General features: G+C 67.1%; 21 protein-coding genes. 15 read left to right on the forward strand and 6 right to left on the reverse strand.

Annotated features, from left to right (window positions below):
* Window positions 1-27: 27 nt before the first annotated feature.
* The 3 genes from NQ036_RS00350 to NQ036_RS00360 are packed head-to-tail and all read left to right on the forward strand — an operon-like array spanning window position 28 to window position 4,813.
* Window positions 28-3,429, forward strand: a complete 3,402-nt coding sequence (locus NQ036_RS00350) for a pyruvate carboxylase (RefSeq protein ID WP_257046736.1) — start codon at window positions 28-30, stop codon at window positions 3,427-3,429.
* Complete coding sequence (locus NQ036_RS00355) at window positions 3,422-3,931, forward strand: peptide deformylase (protein WP_257056822.1); 510 nt, start codon at window positions 3,422-3,424, stop codon at window positions 3,929-3,931. Before NQ036_RS00350 ends, NQ036_RS00355 begins: the two co-directional genes overlap by 8 nt.
* A 21-nt stretch (window positions 3,932-3,952) precedes the next feature.
* Window positions 3,953-4,813 (forward strand): 3-hydroxybutyryl-CoA dehydrogenase, encoded by an 861-nt coding sequence (locus NQ036_RS00360; RefSeq protein WP_257046734.1) that lies wholly within the window; start codon window positions 3,953-3,955, stop codon window positions 4,811-4,813.
* 89 nt (window positions 4,814-4,902) lie between these two features.
* Here the strand turns inward: NQ036_RS00360 and NQ036_RS00365 are convergent, their stop codons facing one another.
* The 5 genes from NQ036_RS00365 to NQ036_RS00385 all read right to left on the reverse strand — a co-directional run bounded on the left by NQ036_RS00365 (window position 4,903) and on the right by NQ036_RS00385 (window position 11,321).
* Window positions 4,903-6,795: an ABC transporter ATP-binding protein gene (locus NQ036_RS00365; RefSeq protein ID WP_257056823.1), complete on the reverse strand. Its 1,893-nt coding sequence runs from the start codon at window positions 6,793-6,795 to the stop codon at window positions 4,903-4,905.
* Window positions 6,792-8,519, reverse strand: a complete 1,728-nt coding sequence (locus NQ036_RS00370) for an ABC transporter ATP-binding protein (RefSeq protein WP_257056824.1) — start codon at window positions 8,517-8,519, stop codon at window positions 6,792-6,794. Before NQ036_RS00370 ends, NQ036_RS00365 begins: the two co-directional genes overlap by 4 nt.
* 76 nt (window positions 8,520-8,595) lie before the next feature.
* Window positions 8,596-9,540, reverse strand: coding sequence for a heme A synthase (locus tag NQ036_RS00375; RefSeq protein WP_257046731.1), 945 nt, complete (start codon window positions 9,538-9,540; stop codon window positions 8,596-8,598).
* 81 nt (window positions 9,541-9,621) lie between these two features.
* Window positions 9,622-10,410, reverse strand: coding sequence for an ABC transporter permease (locus tag NQ036_RS00380; RefSeq protein WP_257046730.1), 789 nt, complete (start codon window positions 10,408-10,410; stop codon window positions 9,622-9,624).
* Window positions 10,407-11,321, reverse strand: coding sequence for an ABC transporter ATP-binding protein (locus NQ036_RS00385; RefSeq protein WP_257046729.1), 915 nt, complete (start codon window positions 11,319-11,321; stop codon window positions 10,407-10,409). The genes NQ036_RS00380 and NQ036_RS00385 overlap by 4 nt, the downstream gene beginning before the upstream one ends.
* A 241-nt stretch (window positions 11,322-11,562) precedes the next feature.
* On the opposite strand from NQ036_RS00385, the gene NQ036_RS00390 reads away from it, so the two are divergent.
* From NQ036_RS00390 to abc-f, 10 genes are all read left to right on the forward strand, one after another.
* Window positions 11,563-12,261, forward strand: coding sequence for a helix-turn-helix transcriptional regulator (locus NQ036_RS00390; protein ID WP_373456807.1), 699 nt, complete (start codon window positions 11,563-11,565; stop codon window positions 12,259-12,261).
* Window positions 12,262-12,315: 54 nt separating this feature from the next.
* Window positions 12,316-13,758 carry a Fe-S cluster assembly protein SufB gene (gene sufB / locus NQ036_RS00395; RefSeq protein ID WP_257056825.1) on the forward strand — a complete coding sequence of 481 codons (1,443 nt, stop codon included), beginning with the start codon at window positions 12,316-12,318 and terminating at the stop codon, window positions 13,756-13,758.
* A 49-nt stretch (window positions 13,759-13,807) separates the two neighbouring features.
* Window positions 13,808-14,956, forward strand: coding sequence for a Fe-S cluster assembly protein SufD (gene sufD, locus NQ036_RS00400; protein WP_257046727.1), 1,149 nt, complete (start codon window positions 13,808-13,810; stop codon window positions 14,954-14,956).
* On the forward strand, window positions 14,953-15,285 hold the full coding sequence (locus NQ036_RS00405; RefSeq protein WP_257046726.1) for a non-heme iron oxygenase ferredoxin subunit: 333 nt from the start codon (window positions 14,953-14,955) through the stop codon (window positions 15,283-15,285). The genes sufD and NQ036_RS00405 overlap by 4 nt, the downstream gene beginning before the upstream one ends.
* A 15-nt stretch (window positions 15,286-15,300) precedes the next feature.
* Entirely contained in the window at window positions 15,301-16,056 is a 756-nt protein-coding gene (gene sufC, locus NQ036_RS00410; RefSeq protein ID WP_257046725.1) for a Fe-S cluster assembly ATPase SufC, read from the forward strand.
* The gene (locus NQ036_RS00415; RefSeq protein WP_257046724.1) at window positions 16,056-17,330 is read left to right on the forward strand and encodes a cysteine desulfurase; all 1,275 of its coding nucleotides are present in this window, start codon (window positions 16,056-16,058) and stop codon (window positions 17,328-17,330) included. The genes sufC and NQ036_RS00415 overlap by 1 nt, the downstream gene beginning before the upstream one ends.
* Complete coding sequence (sufU, locus tag NQ036_RS00420; RefSeq protein ID WP_257056826.1) at window positions 17,327-17,800, forward strand: Fe-S cluster assembly sulfur transfer protein SufU; 474 nt, start codon at window positions 17,327-17,329, stop codon at window positions 17,798-17,800. The genes NQ036_RS00415 and sufU overlap by 4 nt, the downstream gene beginning before the upstream one ends.
* A gap of 1 nt (window position 17,801) precedes the next feature.
* Complete coding sequence (locus NQ036_RS00425; RefSeq protein WP_257046722.1) at window positions 17,802-18,137, forward strand: metal-sulfur cluster assembly factor; 336 nt, start codon at window positions 17,802-17,804, stop codon at window positions 18,135-18,137.
* A gap of 122 nt (window positions 18,138-18,259) precedes the next feature.
* A complete protein-coding gene (locus tag NQ036_RS00430) occupies window positions 18,260-18,925 on the forward strand; it encodes a ribonuclease H (RefSeq protein WP_257056827.1) in 666 nt (221 codons plus the stop codon).
* Entirely contained in the window at window positions 18,922-20,520 is a 1,599-nt protein-coding gene (gene abc-f / locus NQ036_RS00435) for a ribosomal protection-like ABC-F family protein (protein ID WP_257046720.1), read from the forward strand. Before NQ036_RS00430 ends, abc-f begins: the two co-directional genes overlap by 4 nt.
* Window positions 20,521-20,531: 11 nt before the next feature.
* Here abc-f and NQ036_RS00440 read toward each other — a convergent pair whose 3' ends face one another.
* Complete coding sequence (locus tag NQ036_RS00440; RefSeq protein ID WP_257056828.1) at window positions 20,532-21,422, reverse strand: helix-turn-helix transcriptional regulator; 891 nt, start codon at window positions 21,420-21,422, stop codon at window positions 20,532-20,534.
* 133 nt (window positions 21,423-21,555) lie between these two features.
* Between NQ036_RS00440 and NQ036_RS00445 the strand changes: the two genes are divergently transcribed.
* Complete coding sequence (locus NQ036_RS00445; protein ID WP_257056829.1) at window positions 21,556-23,013, forward strand: MFS transporter; 1,458 nt, start codon at window positions 21,556-21,558, stop codon at window positions 23,011-23,013.
* Window positions 23,010-24,104 carry an FAD-dependent monooxygenase gene (locus tag NQ036_RS00450; RefSeq protein ID WP_257056830.1) on the forward strand — a complete coding sequence of 365 codons (1,095 nt, stop codon included), beginning with the start codon at window positions 23,010-23,012 and terminating at the stop codon, window positions 24,102-24,104. The genes NQ036_RS00445 and NQ036_RS00450 overlap by 4 nt, the downstream gene beginning before the upstream one ends.

A 24,104-nucleotide genomic window follows, 5' to 3' on the forward strand; every position in this document is an offset into this window, starting at 1 on the left:
CGGTGACGAACTGAAATGAGTGTCTGAATGTTTCAGAAAGTACTCGTAGCGAACCGCGGGGAAATCGCGGTTCGTGCGTTCCGCGCCGCCTATGAACTGGGTGCCGCGACCGTGGCCGTATTCCCCTGGGAAGATCGCAATTCGGAACACCGGCTCAAGGCCGATGAGGCCTACATGATCGGCGAAAAGGGTCATCCCGTTCAGGCCTACCTCAACGTCTCGGAGATGATCCGGGTCGCTCAACTGGCCGGCGCCGATGCAATCTACCCCGGCTATGGATTCCTCTCCGAGAACCCGGATCTGGCCCGCGCCTGCGCGGATAACGGCATCACGTTCATCGGTCCGCGTGCGGACATCCTGCAGATGGCCGGCAACAAGGTCGAAGCCCTGCATGCGGCGCAGAAGGCCGGTATCCCCACCCTTGACTCCGTCGCCCCCTCCGACGACGTCGAGGTCCTGCTGGCCGAGGCCGAGCGGATGGAATACCCCCTGTTCGTCAAGGCGGTCGCCGGTGGTGGCGGACGCGGCATGCGCCGGGTCGCCGAGCCCGCTGCGCTGCGCGAGTCCGTCGAGGCCGCAATGCGCGAGGCGGAGGGCGCCTTCGGCGATCCGACGGTGTTCATCGAGCAGGCCGTGCAGCGGCCCCGTCACATCGAAGTCCAGATCCTGGCCGACACACACGGCGATGCGATCCACCTGTTCGAGCGCGACTGCTCGATCCAGCGCCGTAACCAGAAAGTCGTGGAGATCGCCCCGGCTCCCAACCTGGACCCGGAGATCGCCACAGCCCTGCACGCCGATGCGCTGACCTTCGCCCGCGCGCTGGGCTACCAGAACGCCGGCACCGTCGAATTCCTGCTGGAGACCGAGGGGCCGCGGGCGGGCAAGCACGCGTTCATCGAAATGAACCCGCGGATCCAGGTCGAGCACACGGTCACCGAGGAGATCACCGACGTCGACCTGGTGCAGTCGCAGATGCGCATCGCCGCAGGTGAGTCCCTGTCCGATCTGGGCCTGGATCAGGATTCGGTGCACGTGCGCGGGGCCGCCCTGCAGTGCCGTATCACGACGGAGGACCCGGCCAACGGCTTCCGGCCAGACACCGGCACGATCACCGCCTACCGGTCCGCCGGCGGCGCGGGTGTCCGCTTGGACGGCGGGACCGTACACGCCGGTGCCGAGGTCTCGGCCTACTTCGACTCCATGCTGGTCAAGTGCACCTGTCGTGGCCGCGACTTCCGGCAGGCGGTCAACCGGGCACAGCGAGCCCTGGCGGAGTTCCGCATCCGCGGAGTCGCGAGCAATATCGCCTTCGTGCGTGGGGTGTTGGCCGATCCGGATTTCCAGTCCGGCAACCTCTCGACCCGTTTCATCGAGGAGCGTCCGCAGCTGCTGCAGGCCAATGTGGGAGCCGACCGCGGATCCCGCCTGCTCGAATACCTGGCCGACGTCACCGTCAACCGGCCCAACGGCAGCTCGCCGGTGGACCTGCAGCCGCGCGAGAAGCTGCCCAGCCTTGACCTCAGCGCGGCGCCTGCGCAGGGCTCGCGCCAGCAGTTGCTGGACCTGGGTCCGGCCGGCTGGGCCCAGGCCCTGCGTGAGCGCAAGGGTCTGGCCGTAACCGATACGACCTTCCGCGACGCGCACCAGTCGCTGTTGGCCACGCGCGTGCGGTCGAAGGACCTGCTGGCCGTGGCGCCCTATGTGGCACGCGAGATGCCGGAACTGCTGTCGGTCGAGTGCTGGGGCGGGGCGACCTACGATGTGGCCCTGCGCTTCCTGGCGGAGGACCCGTGGGAGCGTCTGTCCAAGCTGCGCGAGGCAATGCCGAACCTCAACCTGCAGATGCTGCTGCGCGGGCGCAACACGGTGGGCTACACCCCGTACCCCACCCGCGTGACCCAGGCCTTCGTCGAGGAGGCAGCCGCCACCGGTATCGACATCTTCCGGATCTTCGACGCGCTCAACGACATCGAACAGATGCGCCCGGCCATCGAAGCGGTCCGCGAGTCCACGAACTCCGTGGCAGAGGTCGCCCTGTGCTACACCTCCGATCTGAGCAATCCGGCGGAGAAGGTCTACACCCTGGACTACTACCTGGGCCTGGCCGAAAAGATCGTCGATGCCGGCGCTCATGTGCTGGCCATCAAGGACATGGCGGGCCTGCTGCGGCCGGCCGCAGCCGCCACGTTGGTCACCGCCCTGCGGAAGAACTTCGACCTGCCTGTGCACGTGCACACGCACGACACCGCCGGCGGTCAGCTGGCCACGCTGTTGGCCGCGGCCAATGCCGGCGCCGACGCCGTAGACGCGGCGAACGCCGCCATGGCCGGGACCACCAGCCAGCCCTCGCTGACGGCGCTGATCGCGGCCTTCGAGAACACTGAGCGCGACACCGGGCTGTCGCTGGCGGCAGCGGAGGACCTCGAACCGTACTGGGAGTCCGTCCGCAATGTCTACAAGCCCTTCGAATCGGGCCTGCCCGGGCCCACCGGCCGTGTCTACCGCCACGAGATTCCCGGCGGTCAGCTGTCCAACCTGCGCCAGCAGGCCGTGGCGCTGGGCCTGGGGGAGAAGTTCGAGGAGATCGAGGACATGTACGCCGCGGCGGACGCGATCCTCGGCCATCTGGTCAAGGTCACCCCGTCCTCGAAGGTGGTGGGCGATCTTGCCCTGCACCTGGTGGCGGTGGGCGCCGACCCGCAGGAGTTCGCGGAGAACCCGCAGAACTTCGACATTCCGGACTCCGTCATCGGCTTCCTGTCGGGTGACCTGGGCGATCCGCCCGCCGGCTGGCCCGAGCCCTTCCGCACCAAGGCCCTCGAGGGCCGCACGCACAAGTCCCCGGTGGCAGAGCTCGATCCAGCTGACGAAGAACTGCTGGCCGTCGCCGGCCGGACGCGCCAGGACACCCTGAACCGTCTGCTGTTCCCCGCCCCGACCCGTGAGTTCGAGGCGGCCCGCACCAACTACGGCGATCTGTCCGTGCTCGAGTCGACCGACTACCTCTACGGTCTGACCCAGGGTGAGGAACACGGTGTCGAGATCGAGCAGGGCAAGGTCCTGCTGCTCGGCGTCGAGGCGATCGGTGAGGCCGATGAGCGCGGCATGCGCACGGTCATGTGCACGCTCAACGGCCAGCTACGTCCGGTGTCCGTGCGCGATAAGTCGGTCGACGTCAACGTCGCGACCGCCGAGCGGGCCGATGCGAACAACCCCGGCCACGTCGCCAGCCCCTTCGCCGGAGTCGTCTCGCTGCAGGTCGCGGTGGGCGACAAGGTCAAGGCGGGCCAGACCGTCGCGACGATCGAGGCGATGAAGATGGAGGCGGCTATCACCAGCCACATCGACGGCACGGTCTCGCGCCTGGCGATCGGCCCCGTCCAGCAGCTGGAGGGCGGCGACCTGGTGTTGGTGATCGATGCCTGATCGGTCGATCCGAGTCTTCGGGGACCCGGTTCTCAGACAGATCTGCGAACCCGTCGTCGAATTCGACGAAGCCGCGCGCCGGCTGGCGGAGGATCTCATAGAGACCTCCCTGCCGGCCGGGCGCGCGGCGGTCGCGGCACCCCAGATCGGGGTGCCGCTGCAGGCCTTTGGCTACGACGTCGACGGGCGCCGCGGCGCTGTATTCAACCCCGTGGTCGTCGAAACCGGGGGAGAGCTCAGGGACATCGACGAGGGCTGCCTGTCGGTGCCCGAACTGTGGTTCCCCACTCCCCGGTGGGAGTACGCGCGGGTGACCGGCCTCGATGCCACCGGTGAGCCGGTGGACATCGACGGAGAGGGCGTCTTCGCGCAGATGCTCCAACACGAGACGGACCATCTCAAGGGGATCGTCTACGTCCAAACCCTGCCCCGGGAGCGCCGGCGGGAGGCGATGCGCAGCATCCGCACCGCGCCGTGGTTCCTGGCCGGCAGTCAGAACTGACGCACATCGAAGGAGAAGAGTGTGAGCATTGAACGCGCTGGAGTAATCGGCTCCGGTCTCATGGGATCCGGCATCGCCGAGGTGCTGGCCCGGTCCGGACTGCACGTCGTCGTCCGCGATATCAACGACGCCGCCGTGGCCGCCGGCCGCGGACGGATCGAGAAGTCGCTGGGCCGCGCGGTCGAGCGCGGCAAGCTACCGGCCGCGGAGGCCACCGCCGCGCTGGACCGGCTGGTCTTCACCACCGACCTGTCCGCTATGGCCGATCGCCAGCTGGTGATCGAGGCGGCCAGCGAGAACGAGGAGATCAAGAAGTCGATCTTCGCCGAACTCGATGCGATCGTCACAGACGAACGCGCGATCCTGGCCTCGAACACCTCCTCGATGCCGATCATCCGGTTCGCCCAGCAGACCGCGCGGCCCGAACGGGTCCTGGGCATTCACTTCTTCAATCCCGCGCCCGTGCAGCCGCTGGTGGAGATCGTGTCCTCCGTGCTGACCGCTCCCGTCGTGGCGGCCGAGGTCGAGGACTTCGTCACCGATGTGCTGGGCAAGGCCCCGATCCATTCGGAGGATCGGCCCGGTTTCATCGTCAACGCCCTGCTCATCCCCTTCCTGTTCTCCGCGATTAGGATGCTGGAGGCCGGACATGCGACGAAGGAGCAGATCGACGCGGGCATGGTCAATGGCTGTGCCCATCCGATGGGCCCCATCGCCCTGGCCGACCGCGTCGGGCTGGACACCTGCCTGTTCGTGGGCCAGTCGATCTTCGCCGAGACCGGCGACGCTGCGGCCAAGCCGCCCGTGTTGCTGTCGCGGATGGTCGACGCCGGGCTGCTGGGAGTCAAGAGCGGCCGCGGTTTCTACGACTACAGTCGCTGAGCCGCCGACCGGCCCGTGCCGGTGAGATACACTGCAGGGTCCGTCCCCGAGCTATCGGGGACGGACCCTGCAGTCGTGTGCCCAGCCCGCTATCGCATACCACCGGACTGCGCGGCCTGCAGGCCGGCGTAGACCCCGCCGGCGGCCATCAGCTGGGCGTGCGTGCCCTGTTCGACGATATGGCCCGCATCCATCACGATGATGAGATCAGCGCCCTGGATGGTCGAGAGACGGTGTGCGATGACGAAACTGGTCCGCCCGCTGCGCAGCCGGTTCATGGCCTTCTGCACCAGCACCTCGGTGCGCGTGTCGACCGAGGAGGTGGCCTCGTCGAGCACCAGGATCTGCGGCTGGGACACGAACGCTCTGGCGATCGTGATGAGCTGGCGCTGACCGGCTGAGATATTGTCCGCCGTCTCCGTGATGACGGTGTCGTAGCCGTCTGGCAGGTGGGCGACGAACTGATCGACGTATGCCTCCTTTGCCGCTGTCATGACCTGCTCACGGGTGGCGCCCGCGAGTCCGTAGGCGATGTTGTCGTAGATCGTGCCCTCGAACAACCAGGTGTCCTGGAGCACCATGCCGATTGGCGCCCTGACCTGGTCGCGGGTCAGCTGAGCGGTGTCGATTCCGTCCAGGGTGATCCGACCGGCGGTGGGCTCGTAGAAGCGCAGCAGCAGGTTGACCATGGTCGTCTTGCCCGCCCCTGTGTGTCCGACGATCGCGACGGTCTGGCCCGGTTCGGCCACCAGGCTCAGATCCTCGATCAGCGGGGTATCCGGACGGTAGGCGAAATCCACGTGTTCGAAGGCGACTCGTCCGCGGGTCACGGCGAAGTCCGGATGCGCACTGGGCGGGGCCGGTTCGTCGGCCTCGTCGAGCAGTGCGAAGACGCGCTCGGCGCTGGCCAGGGCGGACTGCAGCTGGGAGGCCATACCGCCGAGTTGTTGCAGGGGCTGGGCGAACTGCCTGGCGTATTGGATGAAGGCCTGGACCGTGCCCAGTGTCAGCTGCCCGGAGGCGACTTGCAGGGCGCCCAGTAGGGCGATGCCCACGAAGACCAGGTTGGAGACGAAACTCATCGCCGGCATCATCGCCCCTGAGAGGGCCTGGGCCCTGAACGAGGCGCGGTAGACCTCCGCGTTCTTGACGGCGAAGGCCTCCTGGGTCCGCTCGAGAGCTCCGTAGACCTGCAGCAGGGCGGCACCCGTGATCGACTCCTCGACCTGGGTGTTCAACTCGCCCGTGGACTTCCACTGGGTGCGGAACTGGCGCTGGGATCTGGTGCCCAGGAGCGCGATGACGACGACCGTCAGCGGAATCGTGGCGACGGCGACCAGTGCCAACTGCCAGGACAGGACGAACATGATGCCCAGCACGCCCAAGAACATGACGAGGGCGGAGACGATGTCCTGCGCGGACTGGTTGAGGGTCTGGTTGAGATTGTCGATGTCGTTGTTCAGCCGCGACAGCAGATCGCCCTTGGCCTTCGAATCGACGACCGACAGCGGCAGGCGCTGGATCTTGTCCTCGATATCGGCGCGCAGGGAGGACATGACGCGCTGGATGATGGAGTTGGCGATGTACCCGCCCCACCAGTTGAGCAGGCCGGACACGATGTGGATGAGGACCACCAGGCACAGCAGCCGGGCCAGGGCGGGGAAGTCGACGCCCAGACCGGGGGTCAAGTGCATCGCCGCGACCATATCGGCCCGCTCACCCGCCCCCTGGGCGCGCAGTTCTGCCACGACCTCGGCCTGGGTCTGGCCCGGGCGCATGGTTAGGGAGACGAATCCGGAGAATACGAGATCGGTCGCCCGGCCCAGCACATAGGGCGCTGCGATCGTCAGCACGGTGCCCAGCACGAGTGTTAGGGCCGACAGGCCGGCCCGCCAGGCGTACGGGCGGAACACCCCGCCGAGTCTGCGCAGGGTTCCGCGCACATCGCCGGCCTTCTGCCCTGGTGCGATCTGCTCACTCATCGTGCCTCCTCGTTCAGCTGGCTGGAGACGATCTCCTGGTAGACCCCACAGGAGTCCATGAGCTGGGCATGGGTGCCCAGCCCCACGACGTGGCCGTCGTCGAGGACCACCACCTGGTCGGCGTCGATGGCCGCTGCCACGCGCTGGGTCACGATGACCTTGGTCGCCTCGACCTCGTGGTCCAGGGCGGATCTGACCGCGGCGTCGGTGGCGGCGTCCAGGGCCGAGAACGAATCGTCGAAGACCAGGATCGGGCAGCGGCGCACCAGGGCCATGGCGATGGCCAGGCGCTGCCGCTGCCCACCGGACAGGTTCGTCCCGCCCTGGTTGATCGGGTGGTCCAGCCCGTCGGGGAAGGTGGAGACGAACTCGTCGGCGCGGGAGACCGCCAGGGCCCAGGCGAGGTCGGACTCTGGTGCATCGGGTGCGCCGGTGCGCAGATTGTCTCGCACGCTGGCCCCGAAGACGTGGGGTTGCTGGGGGACGTAGCCGAACTGGCGGCCCAGCGTCTGCGGGGCGATTGCGGCCACGTCGACGCCGCCGATCGCGACCCGACCGGAATCCGGATCGGCCAGCCGGACCAGGAGTTGGACCAGGGTGGACTTGCCCGATCCGGTGGCGCCGATCACCGCGGTGGTGGTACCCGGGTCCACCGTGAAGGACACATCGGTGAGCACGGGGGACTGGGCGCCGGGATAGCGGAATGTGACATGGGAGAATTCGATCGCTCCGGGATCCGGCAGGCTTTCGACGGTGCCGGAGTCGCGGTCCATCTGCGGGGTCGTCTCCAGGACGTCGACCAGGCGCCCGGCCGCGACCTCGGCGCGGGGGATCATCATCGCCAGGAACGTCACCATCATCACGCCCATCAGGATGAGCATGAGGTACTGGATGAACGCCATCACGACGCCCACCTGGGTGGTCCCGTCCTGTACCTGGCGGGCACCGAACCACACCACGGCGGCCGCTCCCGCGTTGACGATGGTCATCACGGCGGGGAAGAGCACGACGAAGAGTTTGCCGACGTACAGGTTGGTGCCGGTGAGCGCCTCATTAGCGGCTTGGAAGCGGTCGCGTTCGGTGCTCTGCTTGCCGAAGGCGCGGATCACCCGTAGTCCGCCCAGCTGTTGGGAGAGTACGGAGCCAAGTGAGTCGAGGCGCTCCTGCATGGCGCGGAAGCTCGGGACCATCTTGCGCACCACCTGCAGCATGATCACCAGCAGGACGACGACGGTCACCAGGATGACCCAGGACAGCCGCAGGTCCTGTGCCAGTGCCATCGCCAGTCCGCCCAGCGCCATGATCGGCGCCATGATCATCAGCGACATGCCCATGACGAGGAACTGCTGGACCTGGCGGACATCGTTGGTTGAACGGGTGACCAGGCTGGAGGTCCCGAAGTGACCGGTCTCCCTGGCGCCGAAGCCCATGACCGCGGTGAAGAAATCCCGGCGGATGTCTGCGGCGGCGCGCATCGCGACATGGGCGCCTGCGACGATCGCGACGATGTTCGCCACCACCTGTCCGGCCGCTACGGCGAGCATCAGGCCGCCGTAGCGCCAGACGGTCGCGGTGTCGCCTGCGGTGATGCCGCGGTCGACGATGCCGGCGTTGAGCGTGGGCAGGTACAGGGTGCCGAGCACCTGGAGGAGTTGGAAGAGCAGGAGGACGATGACGGCTGGAACGTACGGGCGCAGATAATGCCGGAACAGGCGGATGAGCATTCCACCGATTCTAGTCGCTCGGGCCATCGGCGAATACGCACACCCGTTCGAAAACCTGGGTGTCGGCCCACCTGAGTCAGCGGGGCAGCGGAGCCCTGCGGTAGGCGGAGTCCGTCACCGCGGTGGCGGCGGCGATGACGAAGCACAGGCCGACTATGTGCAGGGCGACCAGTGCGACCGGCACGCCCAGGAAGTACTGCAGATACCCGATGAGGCCCTGGACGACTTCGGCGGCGAGCATCACCCACAGGGCGCGGCGCACGGCGACCAGCCCCAGGCGGGTACTCAGAACCAGACCCCAGACCGTGGCGATGACCAACAGCCAGACGGGGAAGGCGTGCATCCTGGCGATGATGACCATCGGCAGTCCGTTGCGGGCGCTGATCGCATCACCGGCGTGGGGGCCCGCACCTGTGACCAGTACGCCCAGGACGACCGTGAGCGCGGTGAGGATGCCGATGGCCCACTGCAAGCCGCGCAGCAGGGCCGTGCCCACCGGCTCCGTCGGGCCGCCGGCGTCGTGGGTGCGGAGCACCAGGTAGGCGGACAGGGCCACACAGACGGCCGATGGCACGAAGTGCGCGGCGACGATCCAGGGGTTGAGCTCCATATGGACGCTGATGCCGCCGATCACGGCTTGCACCGGCACGACCAGGGTCAGCACGATGGGCAGCCAGAACAGATCCTTCCGGGTTCTGCGCAGCCGCCACACCGCGGTGATCGCCACCAGGCAGATGATGAACAACACAACGCCCAGCAGGCGGTTGCCGAACTCGATCGCCCCGTGGATCCCGGCGTCGGCCGCCGGCGCGATCGTCACGCCGTTGCAGGTCGGCCAGTTGTCGCAGCCCAGGCCGGAACCGGTCAGGCGCACCAGGGCGCCGGTGACGATGATTGCGGAGTTGGCGATGAGCAGAAGCCAGGCGGTCGCCCGTACGGTGGCGTTGACCTCGGTGGGCTGTAGGCGATCGCGCAGGGTGGCCCCGGCCGCAGGGCCGGCGGGAACGGTGGATTGTGCCATGGTGCCTATCCTCCCCTCTTTTCTACCTCAGGTCGAATTCGGTGGTACGGCCCACAGACGGCCGTCCGTGGGCGTGGATGGTCACTTCGCGTCGAAGGAGAACCAGCGCTTGCACGCGGTGACTCCGATGATCGCCCAGACCGCCAGAACGGCCAGGCTCGTCCAGTCCGGGGTGGCGTCGAGCACCGCCGAGCGCATGGCCTCGCCCAGGGCCCCGAAGGGCAGGAAGGCGACCAGGTCGCCCCACAGTCCCGGCGGGTCGAAGACCACGCCGCCGGCCGCGGCCATCACCACCCAGACGATATTGGCCAGGGCCAGGGTGGCCTCGGCGCGCAGGGTGCCGGCCAGCAGCAGGGCCAGGGAGACCAGTGCCGCGGTGCCCAGGATGGCGGCCAGTACGATGCCGAGGACGGAGACGTGGCGGTGGAAGCCCAGGGTGGCGGCGATGACGAAGAGGACGAGGAACTGGGTGAGCACCACCGCGTAGACGGCGATGATCTTCGCCACCACCAGCCCCCAGGCCCCCAGCGGGGTGGTGGAGAGTTGGCGCAGCACACCGTAGCGCCGGTCGAAGCCGGTGGCGATCGCCTGACCGGCGAACGAAGTGGCCGAGATCGCCAGGGGCAGGGCCGCGGCGGTCGCCTCGGACAGATGATCGTCCGAACCCGCGCCCAGGGCGTCGTAGAGCTGAGTGGTGGCCAGTGCCACGAGTGCGCCGACCGGCAACAGGATGGACAGCAGGAGCTGCTCTCCATTGCGCATGATGGCGCGCATTTCGAACAGCGCCTGTGCCAGGATCCGGCGGGCGGCCGGCGCCGCATTGCCGCTGCGGTCGCCGACGGGCGCATCCGATGAGGGGACGGTGCTCAACGCAGGTTCCTTCCCGTGAGGTCGAGGAAGACATCGCCCAGGGACCTGCCCGTGAGCTGGAAGTCGTCGATTACGGCGCGGTGGTGTGCGAGCACCCCGGTGATCGCATGGAGCCGTTCGGTGTCGAGCTCGCCGGACAGGGTGATGGCCGGACCGGTCGCCTCGACTTCGGCGAGGACGGCCAGATCGGTCAACACGTCGACCGCGGGGACGCCGCGCAGGCGGATGCGCAGGACCCGTGAGCGTTCGGCGATGAGTGCGGCGGGTGCGCCCTGGGCGATCACTCTGCCGTGATCGACGATGGTCACCTCATCTGCCAGGCGTTCGGCCTCGTCCATATCGTGTGTGGTCAATACCACGGCAACGCCCTCGGCTCGCAATTGGTCGATCACGGTGTACACCGCGATCTGCGCCTGCGGATCGAGGCCGGCGGTCGGTTCGTCGAGGAAGACCAGCCGGGGCCTGCCCACCAGGGCGGCCGCCAGATTGACCCGCTGGCGCTGACCGCCGGAGAGGTGCCGGATCGCCCGGTCGGCAAACGAGGTGATGCCCAGGCGCTCGGCCAGGGCCTGCACATCGAGCGGGTTCGCATACATCCGCGCGATGTGGCTGAGCGCCTCGAGTGGTTTGGAGGCCATCGGCAATCCGCCGTCCTGCAGCATGACGGACACCAGGCCGGCGGTCCGCGTGTGCTGGGCGTGGGGGTCGAGGCCGAAGGCGCGGACCCGCCCACGGGTCGGACGGTAGAGTCCGACCGACAGGGCGATGGTCGTGGACTTGCCCGCTCCGTTGGGTCCCAGCAGGGCGTGGACGCGGCCGGGTTCGACGCAGTAGGACACGTCGTGGACGGCTTCGGTCCGGCCGTAGGAATAACCCAGGTCGGTCACGGTCAGCGCAGCTGTTTCGGTCACGGGAGTCCATTCTACGTCGCGCGCCCAGCGCTCCCCGCGCGCGTCCGGCAAGCGCGTCGGCGCTGGCCGGAAGCCCCGCGGCGTCGGTGGAATACGGGTTCCCGCCGATGATTTCGGCAGGTTCTGTAAGGCGGTCCTGGGTTTACAGGGAATAAATTACGTTACAAACTTCTTCTTGAAAACGTCAGTGCTCATCGGGTCATGTGCCCGTGGAAGACGGAAAGTGGAGGCGGTGACGGCCGTGGTGAACAAGGAGAAACAGGACGAACGCACGCGGCAGAAGGTCCTGGCCGCGGTCCTCGATCACGGTCCGGTGACCGCATCGGAGGTCGCACGGATGCTGGAGTTGACCGCCGCGGCGATCAGACGGCACCTGGACGCGCTCGAGGCCGACGGCTATGTGGAGGTCAGGCGACTGACCGGCACCAAGGCCGGACGGGGCAGACCCGCCCGACACTATGTGCTCACGGAACGTGGGCACAGCGAGATCAGCAACACCTACGACGACCTGGCCGTCGAAGTCCTCGACTTCGTCTCCCGCGAGGTCGGCGATGAGGGCGTGCGGAAGTTCGCAGCAGAGCGCACCGAACGGCTCCGCCGGGCCCTGACCGCCCGCCTCGACCAGCGGCACTCGGGGCGCACGGAGACCGTCGCCGCCCGCTCCAGGGCGCTGGCGAAGGCCCTGACGGCAGAAGGGTATGCGGCCTCGGCCTCTCCCGTGGCCGTCGGCACTCCGCTCGAGGCCATGCAGCTGTGCCAGGGCCACTGCCCGATCCAGAACGTGGCGGGGAAGTACCCGGAGTTCTGCGAGGCCGAACTCGAGATGCTCTCTGACATGCTCGGCGTCGACGTGCGCCGCCTGTCCACCCTGGCCAGCGGTGGACACGTGTGCACGACCCATATCCCGACCTCGCTGACGAATCGGCCCCTGCTGGACTAGCGCGTCAGCGCCCCACCCCAAGCACACCGCTCGATTTCACAACACCCAAGGAGGATGCTGGTGACCGAAACCACCGAATCCAATCGCATCATCGAGCTCAATCCGGAGCTCAAGGACATCGGCAAGTACGCATACGGCTGGCATGACGAACACGATGCCGGTGCCAATGCGACCCGCGGCCTGAGCGAACAGGTCGTGCGCAACATCTCCGGTATGAAGAACGAACCGGAGTGGATGCTCAAGCGCCGCCTCAAGGCCCTCAAACTCTTCGAGAAGAAGCCCATGCCCAACTGGGGCGCGGACCTCACCGGCATCGACTTCGACGACATCAAGTACTTCGTGCGCTCCACCGAGGGCCAGGCGGATTCCTGGGAGGATCTGCCCGACGACATCAAGAACACCTACGACCGCCTGGGCATCCCGGAGGCGGAGAAGCAGCGCCTGGTCGCGGGCGTCGCCGCCCAGTACGAGTCCGAGGTCGTCTACCACAAGATCAACGAGGAGCTCGAACGCCAGGGCGTCATCTTCCTCGATACGGACACCGGTCTGCGCGAATACCCGGAGATCTTCGAGGAGTACTTCGGCTCCGCGATTCCCGCCGGGGACAACAAGTTCGCCGCGCTGAACACCGCGGTGTGGTCCGGCGGCTCGTTCATCTACGTGCCCAAGGGCGTCCACGTCGACATCCCGCTGCAGGCCTACTTCCGCATCAACACGGAGAACATGGGCCAGTTCGAGCGCACGCTCATCATCGCCGACGAGGGCTCCTATGTGAACTACGTCGAGGGTTGCACGGCGCCGATCTACAAGTCGGACTCGCTGCACTCGGCCGTCGTCGAGATCATCGTGAAGAAGGACGCCCGCGTCCGCTACACGACGATCCAGAACTGGTCGAACAATGTGTACAACCTGGTGACCAAGCGCGCGATCGCCGAAGCCGGCGCCACCATGGAATGGGTTGACGGCAACATCGGCTCCAAGGTCACCATGAAGTACCCGGCGATCTGGCTGACCGGTGAGCATGCCCGCGGCGAAACGCTGTCGGTCGCCTTCGCCGGTGAGAACCAGCACCAGGACACCGGCGCCAAGATGGTCCACGCCGCGCCCAACACGCACTCCTCGATCGTTTCGAAGTCCGTGGCGCGCGCGGGCGGCCGAGCCGGCTACCGCGGCCTGGTCCATGTGCACCCCGGTGCCAAGGGCTCGTCGAACAACGTGTTGTGCGACGCCCTGCTGGTGGACAATGTGTCGCGTTCGGACACCTACCCCTATATCGACATCCGCGAGGACGATGTGTCCCTGGGCCACGAGGCCACCGTGTCGAAGGTGTCGGCCGATCAGCTGTTCTACCTGATGAGCCGCGGTCTGCCGGAGACCGAGGCGATGGCGATGATCGTGCGCGGCTTCGTCGAGCCCATCGCGCGCGAGCTGCCGATGGAATACGCCCTGGAACTCAACCGCCTGATCGAACTGCAGATGGAAGGCGCCGTGGGCTGATCGGGTTGACAGATAACCCGAACGGCAACCACTGAAGGAGACATTTTCAATGACAGAAACCCTGCAGGCAGCGGCGGAGGTCCAGGTACCTGCCGCTCGCCGCGACGCCAGAACCCGCAGCTTCGCAGTCGCGGACTTCCCCGAGATCACGGGCCGGGAGGAGGAATGGCGCTTCACCCCGGTGCGCAAACTGGCCGGGCTGTTCGCCGACGCCCCGACCGGCGGCCACCTGAAGTTCACCGAGTCACTGCCCGAGGGCGTGACGAAGGAGACCATCACCCTGGACCAGGCCCGTGAGCTGGGCATCATGGAGCCGGAGGACCGGCCGGCCGCGATCGCGGCGGCCCACGCCGGCGGCGTCCTGCACTACCACGTGCCGGCGAACACCGAATTGACCGAGCCGCTCATCGTCCACGCCGACGGCCAGGGCGAGACTGTGCACGGCCACGTGCTGCTGACCGTGGGGGAGAACTCCACGGCGACCATCATCGTCCAGCACGAGGGCGAGGCCGAGTACTCAGAGCTCGTGTCCACCGTGATCGGCGACGGCGCGCGGGTGACCTACGTCGGCCTGCAGCTGTGGGGCGACAAGGCCGTGCACCTGGGCCAGAACGACACGATCATCGGCAAGGACGCGTACTACAAGCACATCCTCATCACCCTCGGCGGTGACGTGGTCCGGTTGAACTCGAACGTCCGGTACTCCGGTCCCGGCGGCGAGGCGAAGATGCTGGGTCTGTACTTCGCCGATGCGGGCCAGCACCTGGAACACCGCACCTACGTCGACCACAACACCCCCAAGGCCGTCTCCGACGTGCTCTACAAGGGCGCGCTGCAGGGCCAGGACGCCCACAGCGTGTGGATCGGCGATGTGCTGATCCGCCCGGAGGCCCTGGGCATCGACACCTATGAGATGAACCGCAACCTGGTGCTCTCCGAGGGCGCCAGGGCGGACTCGGTGCCGAACCTGGAGATCGAGACCGGTGACATCGAGGGCGCCGGCCACGCATCGTCGACCGGCCGGTTCGACGAGGAACACCTGTTCTACCTCATGAGCCGCGGCATTCCGGAAACGGTCGCCCGCCGCCTGGTGGTGCGCGGCTTCTTCAACGAGGTCATCCAGCAGATCAAGGTCCCGGCGATCGAAGAGCTGCTCACGGCCAAGATCGAGGACGAGCTGTCCAGGAGCATGATGTGAGCCTGACCCGTGTCTGTGCTGCGGACGAACTCGCGGCCGGCGAGGCGGTGCGCATCACCTTCGGGGATGTGCCGATCTGCCTGGCCCGCGATGAGGACGGCCGCGTGCACGCGGTCGGCGATCTGTGCACCCACGGTGAGGTATCCCTGTCGGAGGGCGATGTGGAGGGCTGCACCGTCGAGTGCTGGCTCCACGGTTCCGCCTTCGACCTGCGCACCGGCCAGGCGCTCACCCCGCCGGCATTCGAACCCATACCCGTCTTCGACTGCGTCGAACAAGACGGCGACATCTACATCGATCCCGAGCCCAGCCCGGCGACGGATCACTGACATCCGAGGAGTCTCATGTCCACCTTTTCCATCCGCGACCTGCACGTCAGCGTCGAAACCGAAGCGGGTCCCAAGGAGATCCTGCGCGGGGTGAATCTCGACATCAACTCACGTGAGACCCATGCGATCATGGGCCCCAACGGCGCGGGCAAGTCGACCCTGGGCTACGCCCTGGCCGGCCACCCCTCCTACACCATCACCTCCGGCAGCGCGACGCTTGACGGCGTCGACCTGGTCAAGATGACCGCCGACGAACGCGCCCGCGCCGGCCTGTTCCTGGCCATGCAGTACCCCGTCGAGGTGCCCGGCGTGACCGTGACGAACTTCCTGCGCGCTGCCAAGACCGCGGTTTCGGGCGAAGCCCCCAAGCTGCGCACCTGGACGAAGGAACTGAGCCAGTCCATGAAGGACCTGCGGATCGATCCGGAGTTCGCCAGCCGCAATGTCAACGAGGGCTTCTCCGGTGGTGAGAAGAAGCGCCAGGAGATCCTGCAGCTCGAACTGCTCAAGCCGCACTTCGCGATCCTCGACGAGACCGACTCCGGCCTCGACGTCGACGCGCTGCGCATCGTCTCCGAGGGCGTCAACCGCGCCAAGGAGCGCACCGACATCGGCATCATGCTCATCACCCACTACACGCGCATCCTGCGCTACATCAAGCCCGATCACGTGCACGTGCTGGTCAACGGCCGCGTCGCAGAAGAGGGTGGCCCCGAACTGGCCGACCGCCTCGAGAACGAGGGCTACGACCGCTTCTTCGCGGACGCCTGATGTTCTCGCCCACCCAGCTCACGCAGATCCGCAACGACTTCCCGATCCTCGATCGGGAAGTCGGCGGGCTGCCGGTGGCGTACCTGGATTCGGGGGCGACGAGTCAGAAACCCGTCTGCGTCATCGACGCCGAACAGGAGTTCTACTCGATGCGCAACGCCGCGGTCCACCGCGGTGCGCACACCCTCGCGGTCGAGGCGACCGACGCCTATGAGGCGGCCAGGGCCACGGTCGCCCGGTTCGTCGGCGCCGCCGTCGACGAGATCGCCTGGACGAAGAACGCGACCGAGGCACTCAATGTCGTGGCGTACGGCTTCGCCAACGCCACCGCAGGGCTGGGCGGGCCCGAGGCCGAACGCTTCGTCTTGGGACCGGGCGACACGATCGTCGTCACCGAGATGGAGCACCACGCGAACCTGGTGCCCTGGCAGCAGCTGGCCCGGCGCACCGGCGCCGGACTGCGCTATCTGCCCCTGGCAGACGACGGTCGGCTGGACCTGGACGGGCTGGAGACGATCGTCGATTCCTCGACGAAGATCCTGGCCTTCACCCACGCCTCGAACGTGCTGGGCACGATCAACCCCGTGGCCCGGCTGGTGGAGCGGGCCAAGGCGGTCGGCGCCTATACGGTGCTCGACGCCTGTCAGTCCGCACCGCACTTCGCCCTGGACTTCCACGCCCTGGGCGTCGACTTCGCCGCGTTCTCCGGACACAAGCTGCTGGCGCCGACCGGGATCGGCGTGCTCTACGGGCGGGCGGAACTGTTGAACGCCCTGCCCCCGGTGCTCACGGGGGGATCAATGATCACCACCGTGACCATGGAGGACACGCAGTTCATGCCGGCCCCGCAGCGCTTTGAGGCCGGCACCCAACCCGTCGCCCAGGCCGTCGGCCTGGCCGCGGCGATCGACTACCTCACGGAGACCGGGATCGACGCGATCCACGCGCACGAATCCGAGCTGGCCGCCCGCCTGCTCGACGGGGTCGCTGGCATTCCGGGCGTCCGGGTGATCGGGCCCACCGACACAGCGGATCGCCTGGCCACGGTGTCCGTGGTCGTCGACGGTGTGCACGCCCACGACGTCGGCCAGTACCTCGATGCGCAGGGAGTGGCGGTGCGGGTGGGACACCACTGTGCTCAGCCGCTGCACCACCGCTACGGGGTGACGGCGACCACCAGGGCCAGCGCCTATCTGTACACCACCCCGGATGAGGTCGATCGGTTCACCGCCGGCCTGGCCGAGGTCCGCGGTTTCTTCGGAGTACCGCGATGAACGGGCTCGAACAGCTCTACCAGCAGGTGATCCTGGACCACTCGCGGCAGCGCACCGGCAATCTGCCGTTGACCGGGGGCGCCCCTGGGGAGTCCTTCGGGTCCTCCCACCAGCTCAACCCCGTGTGCGGCGATGAGATCACCCTGGAGGTCCACATCGGCGCAGACGGCAGCCACTCGGTGCGCTGGGACGGCGATGGTTGTTCGATCTCCATGGCCTCGGCCTCCGTGCTGAGCGAACTGGTCGAGGAATCCGCACCGGAGGAACTGGTCCGGATCGAGGCTGCCTTCCACGAGCTCATGCACTCGCGCGGCAAGGGGGAGGCCGATGAGGAACTCCTCGGGGATGCGGCGGCCTTTGTCGGAGTATCCAAGTTCCCCGCCCGCGTCAAGTGCGCACTGCTGTCCTGGGTCGCGTTCAAGGACGCGTTGCTCCAGGCTCACAGCCTGACACCCGAAGAAAGGAAGTGACATGCCGGAGATCATCGACGCACCGGCCAATGCCGACCCGGACGAGGTCAAAGAGGCCCTGTTCGACGTCATCGACCCGGAACTCGGAGTCAATATCGTCGACCTGGGGCTGGTCTACGACGTCGCGGTGGAAGAGGACAACACAGCCGTGATCTCGATGACCCTGACCTCGGCGGCCTGCCCGCTGACCGACGTCCTCGAAGACCAGATCGCCGCTGCCCTGGACGGGATCGTGCCGGCAGTGCGGGTGAACTGGGTGTGGATGCCGCCGTGGGGTCCAGAACGCATCACGGAGGACGGGCGCGAGCAGATGCGCGCCCTGGGGTTCAACCTCTGAGTCCGAATCAGGCCGCCCCGAGCGCATTCCACGCGATGCGCCCGGGGCGGCCCGCGCTGTTCCAGGTGGACGGCGTACCATAGGAGAGTTGTCCACTCCCCACACCCGAACAAGGAGACCCCGTGCTCACAGTTGCCGTCGATGGATCGGCCCTGGGCAATCCGGGACCGGCCGGCTGGGCCTGGTACATCGATGCGGACAATTGGGCCGCCGGAGGATGGCCCAAGGCCACGAACAACCGCGGTGAGCTGCAGGCCGTCATCGAGGTCCTCGAGGCGACCGCCGACACCGGTGAGGACCTGCACCTGATGGCCGACAGCCAGTACGTCATCAATTCGGTCACGAAGTGGATGGCCGGGTGGAAGCGCAAGGGCTGGAAGAAACGCGACGGCCAGGAGGTCGTGAACAAGGACCAGATGGTTCGGATCGACGAACTCATGTCCGCAGCCAAGTCCGCCGGTCGCACGGTCGACTTCGAATGGGTCAAGGGCCATGCCGGCCACCCATTGAATGAGGCGGCGGACGACGCCGCCAGGGGAGCGGCAGAGGCGTATCGGAACAAGCGCGCCCCTGACGCCGGCCCCGGTCTGGCCGGGGCACAGGCTGGGCGGCCGCGCCCGGCCGAGGCGCGACCGGACCCGGTGGACGACTCCGTCATCGTGTCCTGCCGATTGCCCCGGGAGCGCGCCGACGAGGTGATCCGGCGGGCCCGGGCCGCCGGAGTCAACCCCCAAGAAGAATTGGCCGAACTCATCGAGCTCGGCATGGAACGAAGGTATTCTCTGTGATCTCAGTCTCCGACCTCGAAGTCGTCGTCGGCTCGCGCACCCTCATGTCGGGCGTCAGCTTCCGTGTCGACAAGGGCGACCGGGTGGGCCTGGTGGGCCGCAACGGCGCTGGCAAGACCACCTTGACCCGGGTACTGATGGACGACTACATGCCCAGCAACGGGCACGTGGACAAGTCCGGGACCATCGGCTACCTGCCCCAGGACCCCCGCTCGGGCAAGCCGACCGAGACCGCGAAGGAACGCATCCTGGGCGCCAGGGACCTCGACGTCCTGGCCAAGCGGATGCGCCGCGTCGAAGAGCAGATGGCCAGCCCCGACCCGGATGTGATGGCCAAGGCGATCGAGAAGTACCCCAGGGTCGAAGCCGAGTTCGTCTCCGCCGGCGGCTATGCGGCCGACTCCGAGGCCAGTGCGATCGCGGCCAATCTGGGCATCGACGAGGAACTGCTCGCCCGCGAACTGCAGGCCCTGTCCGGCGGTCAGCGCCGCAGGGTGGAACTGGCCCGGATCCTCTTCGCCGGTCCCGACACGATGATCCTCGACGAGCCGACGAACCACTTGGATGCGGAATCGGTGCTGTGGCTGCGCGACTACCTGAAGACCTACTCGGGCGCGCTCGTCATCATCTCCCACGATCTGGACCTGATCGAGGAGGTCGTGAACAAGGTCTTCTTCCTCGACGCCAACCGGCAGGTCATCGACATCTATCAGATGAACTACCGGCAGTACCTCAAGCAGCGCGAGGACGATGAGCGGCGGCGCCGCCGCGAGCGCGCCAATGCCGAGAAGAAGGCCGATGCGCTGCTCAAGCAGGCTGCGAAGCTCGGCGCCAAGGCCACGAAGGCCGCAGCCGCCCATCAGATGGTCCACCGGGCCGAGAAGATGATGGCCGGGCTGGAGGACGAGCGGCAGCAGGACAAGGTCGCCAATCTGCGCTTCCCCGCGCCGGCCGCGTGCGGCAAGGTGCCGTTGACGGCCGATGGCCTGTCCAAGGCCTACGGCTCCACCGAGGTCTTCACCGGGGTGGACCTGGCGATCGACCGGGGTTCGCGCGTGGTCATCCTGGGCTACAACGGCGCTGGCAAGACCACTCTGCTGCGGATCCTGGCGGGCCTCGACGAGCCCGATTCCGGCACCGTGGTGCCCGGCCATGGACTCAAACTGGGCTATTACGCGCAGGAACACGAGACCCTCGACATGGACCGGACGATCCTGGAGAACATGCGCTCGGCCGCGCCCGACCTGGACGATACGGGCGTGCGGACCGTGCTGGGCTCTTTCCTGTTCTCCGGCGACGACGTCTCCAAACCCACCCGGGTGCTCTCCGGCGGTGAGAAGACGCGCCTGGCCCTGGCCACGCTGGTCGTCTCGAGTGCCAATGTGCTGTTGCTGGACGAGCCGACGAACAACCTGGACCCGGCCAGCCGTGAGGAGATCCTCTCGGCCATCCACCGCTATGAGGGCGCGATCGTCCTGGTGACCCACGACGAGGGCGCAGTGGAGGCGCTCAACCCGGACCGGGTCCTGCTGCTCCCCGACGCCGACGAGGACATGTGGAGCCCCGACTACCTGGAACTGGTCACCCTGACCTGAGGCCGGCGGGGTTACTCCGGGTGGGTCTGCGTCAGGGCCATGGAGCCGAGGAGTCGCACTGCTTCGGCGGAGTGAGGGTCCGCTGGCATGTAGGTGACAAGGATCTGGCGCGGTGCGGCCGGGGTGGACCAGGCAACGTAGGTGAGGTCGATATCGCCGACCTCGGGATGGCGCATGAGGTTCATCCCGGTCGACTTCTCGAAGACCTGGTGCTCCGCCCAGAGGCGCCGGAAGACCTCGCTGCGCACGGAGAGCTCTCCGACCACGGCGGCCAGAGCTGTGTCGTCCGGGTCCTCACCGGCCGCTTTTCTCAGCATGCCGACGGTGCCCCTGGCCGAGGTCTCCCAGTCACGGTGACGGGCCGCGATGTCCTCGTCGAGGAATAGCAGGAGCGCGGAATTGCGCTCTCGCTCCGGAAGCGCGCCGTAATCGGTGAAGACGGCCGCGGCCAGTGGATTCCAGCCGATGACCTGCATGGCCCGTGACATCACGAGTGCGGGCACGGTCAGGGTGTTGAGGAAATCGCGGGTTACCTCCGGAACCCGCTCCCGTGGAATCCTGCGGACTCTCCGCGGTCTGGGGCGGGCCAGGTCGTAGAGGTGGGCGCGCTGAGTCGAATCCAGCAGGAGTGTGCGCGAAATGGCCTCCAGGAGCTGTTCGCTCGGGCGCCCGCCGCGTCCTTGTTCGAGTCGTACGTAGTAGTCCGTTGAAACACCCACGAGGGTGGCGACCTCCTCGCGGCGCAGTCCGGGTACGCGGCGGCGCTCGGATTCCGGCAGGCCGACGGTGCGCGGAGACACCGCCGCCCTTCTGGCCTGCAGGAAGTCGCCGAGTTCAGACTTCCACGTGGTGGGTCGCATGCTCGTGTGATCGTGCCGCGCGGGCACGTCGTCTCCTCTCATAGGCCTAGCCTGCCGGGTTTCGCCCAAGGTTGGGGAGACCTGTCAGTACCCTGGTTCGACATCCCCCGGGGTCCGCCAACCCCGGGGTGGATTCGGCCTGAATGCGAACTCGTCTGCGGTCCATTCTGGATCAGTGACTATTTCCAGACAACGAGAACCGAACATACGCGCGACGGTTGTGGCCGTCTTGATCGCGTCCTTCCTGCTGCCGTTCGCCGTGACCGGTCCGGCGATCGTCTTGCCGGCTCTGACGGCCGACCTGGACGCGTCGGCCTCGGGCACGCAGTGGGTCCAGAACGCCTATAACGCGGTCTTCGCCGCCACCGTCCTCGCAATGGGCAGCCTCGCCGATCGATTCGGCCGGCGGCGTGTGCTGCGGGCGGGGATTGCAACCTTCGCCGTGGCGATGGCGCTCATCGCCATTTCTTCGAACATCGTGTTGATCGACGTGCTGCGTGGAATCCAGGGACTGGCGGCCGGTGCTACGGTCTCCGCGGGATCCGCGGTCCTGGCCCACGCCACGTCCGGCCACCAACGCGTGCGCGTATTCGGCCTGCTCGGGGCCAGTTTCGGTGGAGGGACGGCCATGGGCCCACTCATTGCCGGCCTGCTGGCCCCTTTGGGCTGGCGCTACGTGTTCGTGGCGATTGCGCTGGCCGCCGCCGTGGCGTTTTTCGTCTCCCGATATGTTCGGGAATCGCGCGACCCGGCTACAGCGCGTCCGGATCTGGCTGGAATGGCTCTCTTCGGCGGCGCTCTCTTCTTGCTTTCCCTCGGGTTCGTCAACAGTGGTGATGCCGGCTGGCTCGACCCCTGGACGCTGGGCTACTTCGCCGCGACCTTGCTGTTGCTGGCTCTGTTCATCGTCCTTGAACTACGCATCGACCACCCCATGTTCCAGATTCGCTTGTTCAAACGTCCTGCGTTCATCGCAATGATGTGTATGCCGTTCTCCGTCACGTTCGGTCTGGCCGCGCTCAACGTGTATCTCCCGATCTTTCTGCAAAGCGACGGTGCATCCCCGCTTGCAGCCGCCGTCGAGCTGACACCGCTGGAAGTCCCCGTGCTGCTGGTACCGCTCGCCGCTCGATGGTTGACCGGACGGTGGTCGGAGCGCTTTCTCCTCATCACCAGTCCCATCCTGATTGCGGCAGGGAGTTTCGGCCTTGTCCTGATGGACCGGGGTGCTTCTCCGTGGGTTTCACTCATGCCCTTGCTGGTCCTCGGTATCGGTGTGGGGGTGGCCTTCGCGATTATGGACAACGCTGCGATCAGCACTGTCCCAGTCGCGCAGGCCGGCGCGGCGGCAGGCATGTTCAACACGATGCGCATCACGGGGGAGTCGCTCGCTGTCGCGGCGACGGCGGCAGTGCTCATCTCGGTCACCTCTGCACGCACCTCCGCAGCGGAGGCGACGGCTGCAATCCAGGGACAACATATCGGCCCCATGACCGGGGCGGCGTTCGCCGACGCGCTGTACATCGTCGTGATCGGACTCGGCGTCCTCGCACTCGTCGGAGCACTTCTGACGGCCTGGGCGCTGCGCAACACCAAACCGAACCAAACCAAGACACCAGGAGCTACATCGTGAACTCTGAAAAAACACTTGTGCAGGGCCGCAGCGCGATCGTCGTGGGTGCGTCTCTCTCCGGGTTGATGACGTCGTTGGCGCTGGCGCGGGCCGGGTTGGAGGTGACGTTGCTGGAACGCTCGGCCCGGAAGTCTCGCACGGGCGCAGCCCTCCCCGTGGCCGAGGGACTTCTAGGACGTCTCACCGGTCAACCTGAGACCGGGCAGCAGAGCGTCCCATCGGGCGCGCAGGCCTGGACGGACATCCATGCCGCTCTACGGGATGCCGTCGTGGCTGATGCACGCATCGACTTCCGGGCTCCGGTGCTGGTCACTTCGGTGGGAGAGGACAGGCGTTCCGCCTGGGTATCCGCCGACGGTGGTGAGGTCCTACGTGCCGATCTGCTTGTCGGGGCCGACGGGCACCGCAGCGTAGTGCGGGTCAGCGTGTCGCCTGACACACCTGACGCGGAGTTCTCGGGATACGTGATCTGGCTCGGCCTTGTCGATGAATCGGCTATCAGCTCTCCGGCTTGGCCTTCTGACCTGGCGATTCTCTACGAGGGCGACTATTGCCTCAACGCCTACTATCTTCCAGGGGAGGATGGATCGACCTTCACCGGTGAACGGCGCCTCGGATGGGGCTGGTACGACGCGGGACACAATGAGCTCTTGCGCCGAAGCGGAGTTGTGAAGGGAAACGTGGTGCAACGTTCGATGCGCCCCGATGACATGCCGGATTCCCTGTTCAAGGACCTCGCTCGTGCTGCCCGCCATTTCTGGCCGGACCCGTGGCGGGAAGCCATCCTGGATTGTCTGTCGAGGAGAAGCATCATCGGTACTCCCATTGGCGAGTACATGCCGGATCGGTTGGTGACGGAGCGGATCTGCCTTGTCGGCGACGCCGCCCACCTGCCCTCGCCGATGACGGGGAGTGGCTTCTCGGCTTCGGCCGAGGACGCGATGGCCCTCGGGGACGCGATTGAACGGTGCGACGACCTGGGCGAAGCCCTCCGCCGCTACGAGGACCGCAGGTTGCAGGCGGCACAAGGGCTGGTCCGGTCGGGGCGATCCTTCAGCCGTTCGTTCGCACCGCGCGGGGCCGCGCAATGA

The sequence above is a fragment of the Brevibacterium sp. 91QC2O2 genome (genome assembly GCF_024580695.1).
In the GTDB taxonomy this organism is placed as follows: Bacteria; Actinomycetota; Actinomycetes; order Actinomycetales; family Brevibacteriaceae; genus Brevibacterium; species Brevibacterium moorei.

What these genes read in the sequence shown, in the direction of transcription:
- NQ036_RS00350 (WP_257046736.1), top strand. Translation starts at nt 28, where the DNA reads ATGTTTCAGAAAGTACTCGTAGCGAACCGCGGGGAAATCGCGGTTCGT.
- NQ036_RS00355 (WP_257056822.1), top strand. Translation starts at nt 3,422, where the DNA reads ATGCCTGATCGGTCGATCCGAGTCTTCGGGGACCCGGTTCTCAGACAG.
- NQ036_RS00365 (WP_257056823.1), bottom strand. Translation starts at nt 6,795, where the DNA reads ATGAGTGAGCAGATCGCACCAGGGCAGAAGGCCGGCGATGTGCGCGGA.
- NQ036_RS00370 (WP_257056824.1), bottom strand. Translation starts at nt 8,519, where the DNA reads ATGCTCATCCGCCTGTTCCGGCATTATCTGCGCCCGTACGTTCCAGCC.
- NQ036_RS00375 (WP_257046731.1), bottom strand. Translation starts at nt 9,540, where the DNA reads ATGGCACAATCCACCGTTCCCGCCGGCCCTGCGGCCGGGGCCACCCTG.
- sufB (WP_257056825.1), top strand. Translation starts at nt 12,316, where the DNA reads ATGCTGGTGACCGAAACCACCGAATCCAATCGCATCATCGAGCTCAAT.
- sufD (WP_257046727.1), top strand. Translation starts at nt 13,808, where the DNA reads ATGACAGAAACCCTGCAGGCAGCGGCGGAGGTCCAGGTACCTGCCGCT.
- sufC (WP_257046725.1), top strand. Translation starts at nt 15,301, where the DNA reads ATGTCCACCTTTTCCATCCGCGACCTGCACGTCAGCGTCGAAACCGAA.
- NQ036_RS00415 (WP_257046724.1), top strand. Translation starts at nt 16,056, where the DNA reads ATGTTCTCGCCCACCCAGCTCACGCAGATCCGCAACGACTTCCCGATC.
- sufU (WP_257056826.1), top strand. Translation starts at nt 17,327, where the DNA reads ATGAACGGGCTCGAACAGCTCTACCAGCAGGTGATCCTGGACCACTCG.
- NQ036_RS00425 (WP_257046722.1), top strand. Translation starts at nt 17,802, where the DNA reads ATGCCGGAGATCATCGACGCACCGGCCAATGCCGACCCGGACGAGGTC.
- NQ036_RS00440 (WP_257056828.1), bottom strand. Translation starts at nt 21,422, where the DNA reads ATGAGAGGAGACGACGTGCCCGCGCGGCACGATCACACGAGCATGCGA.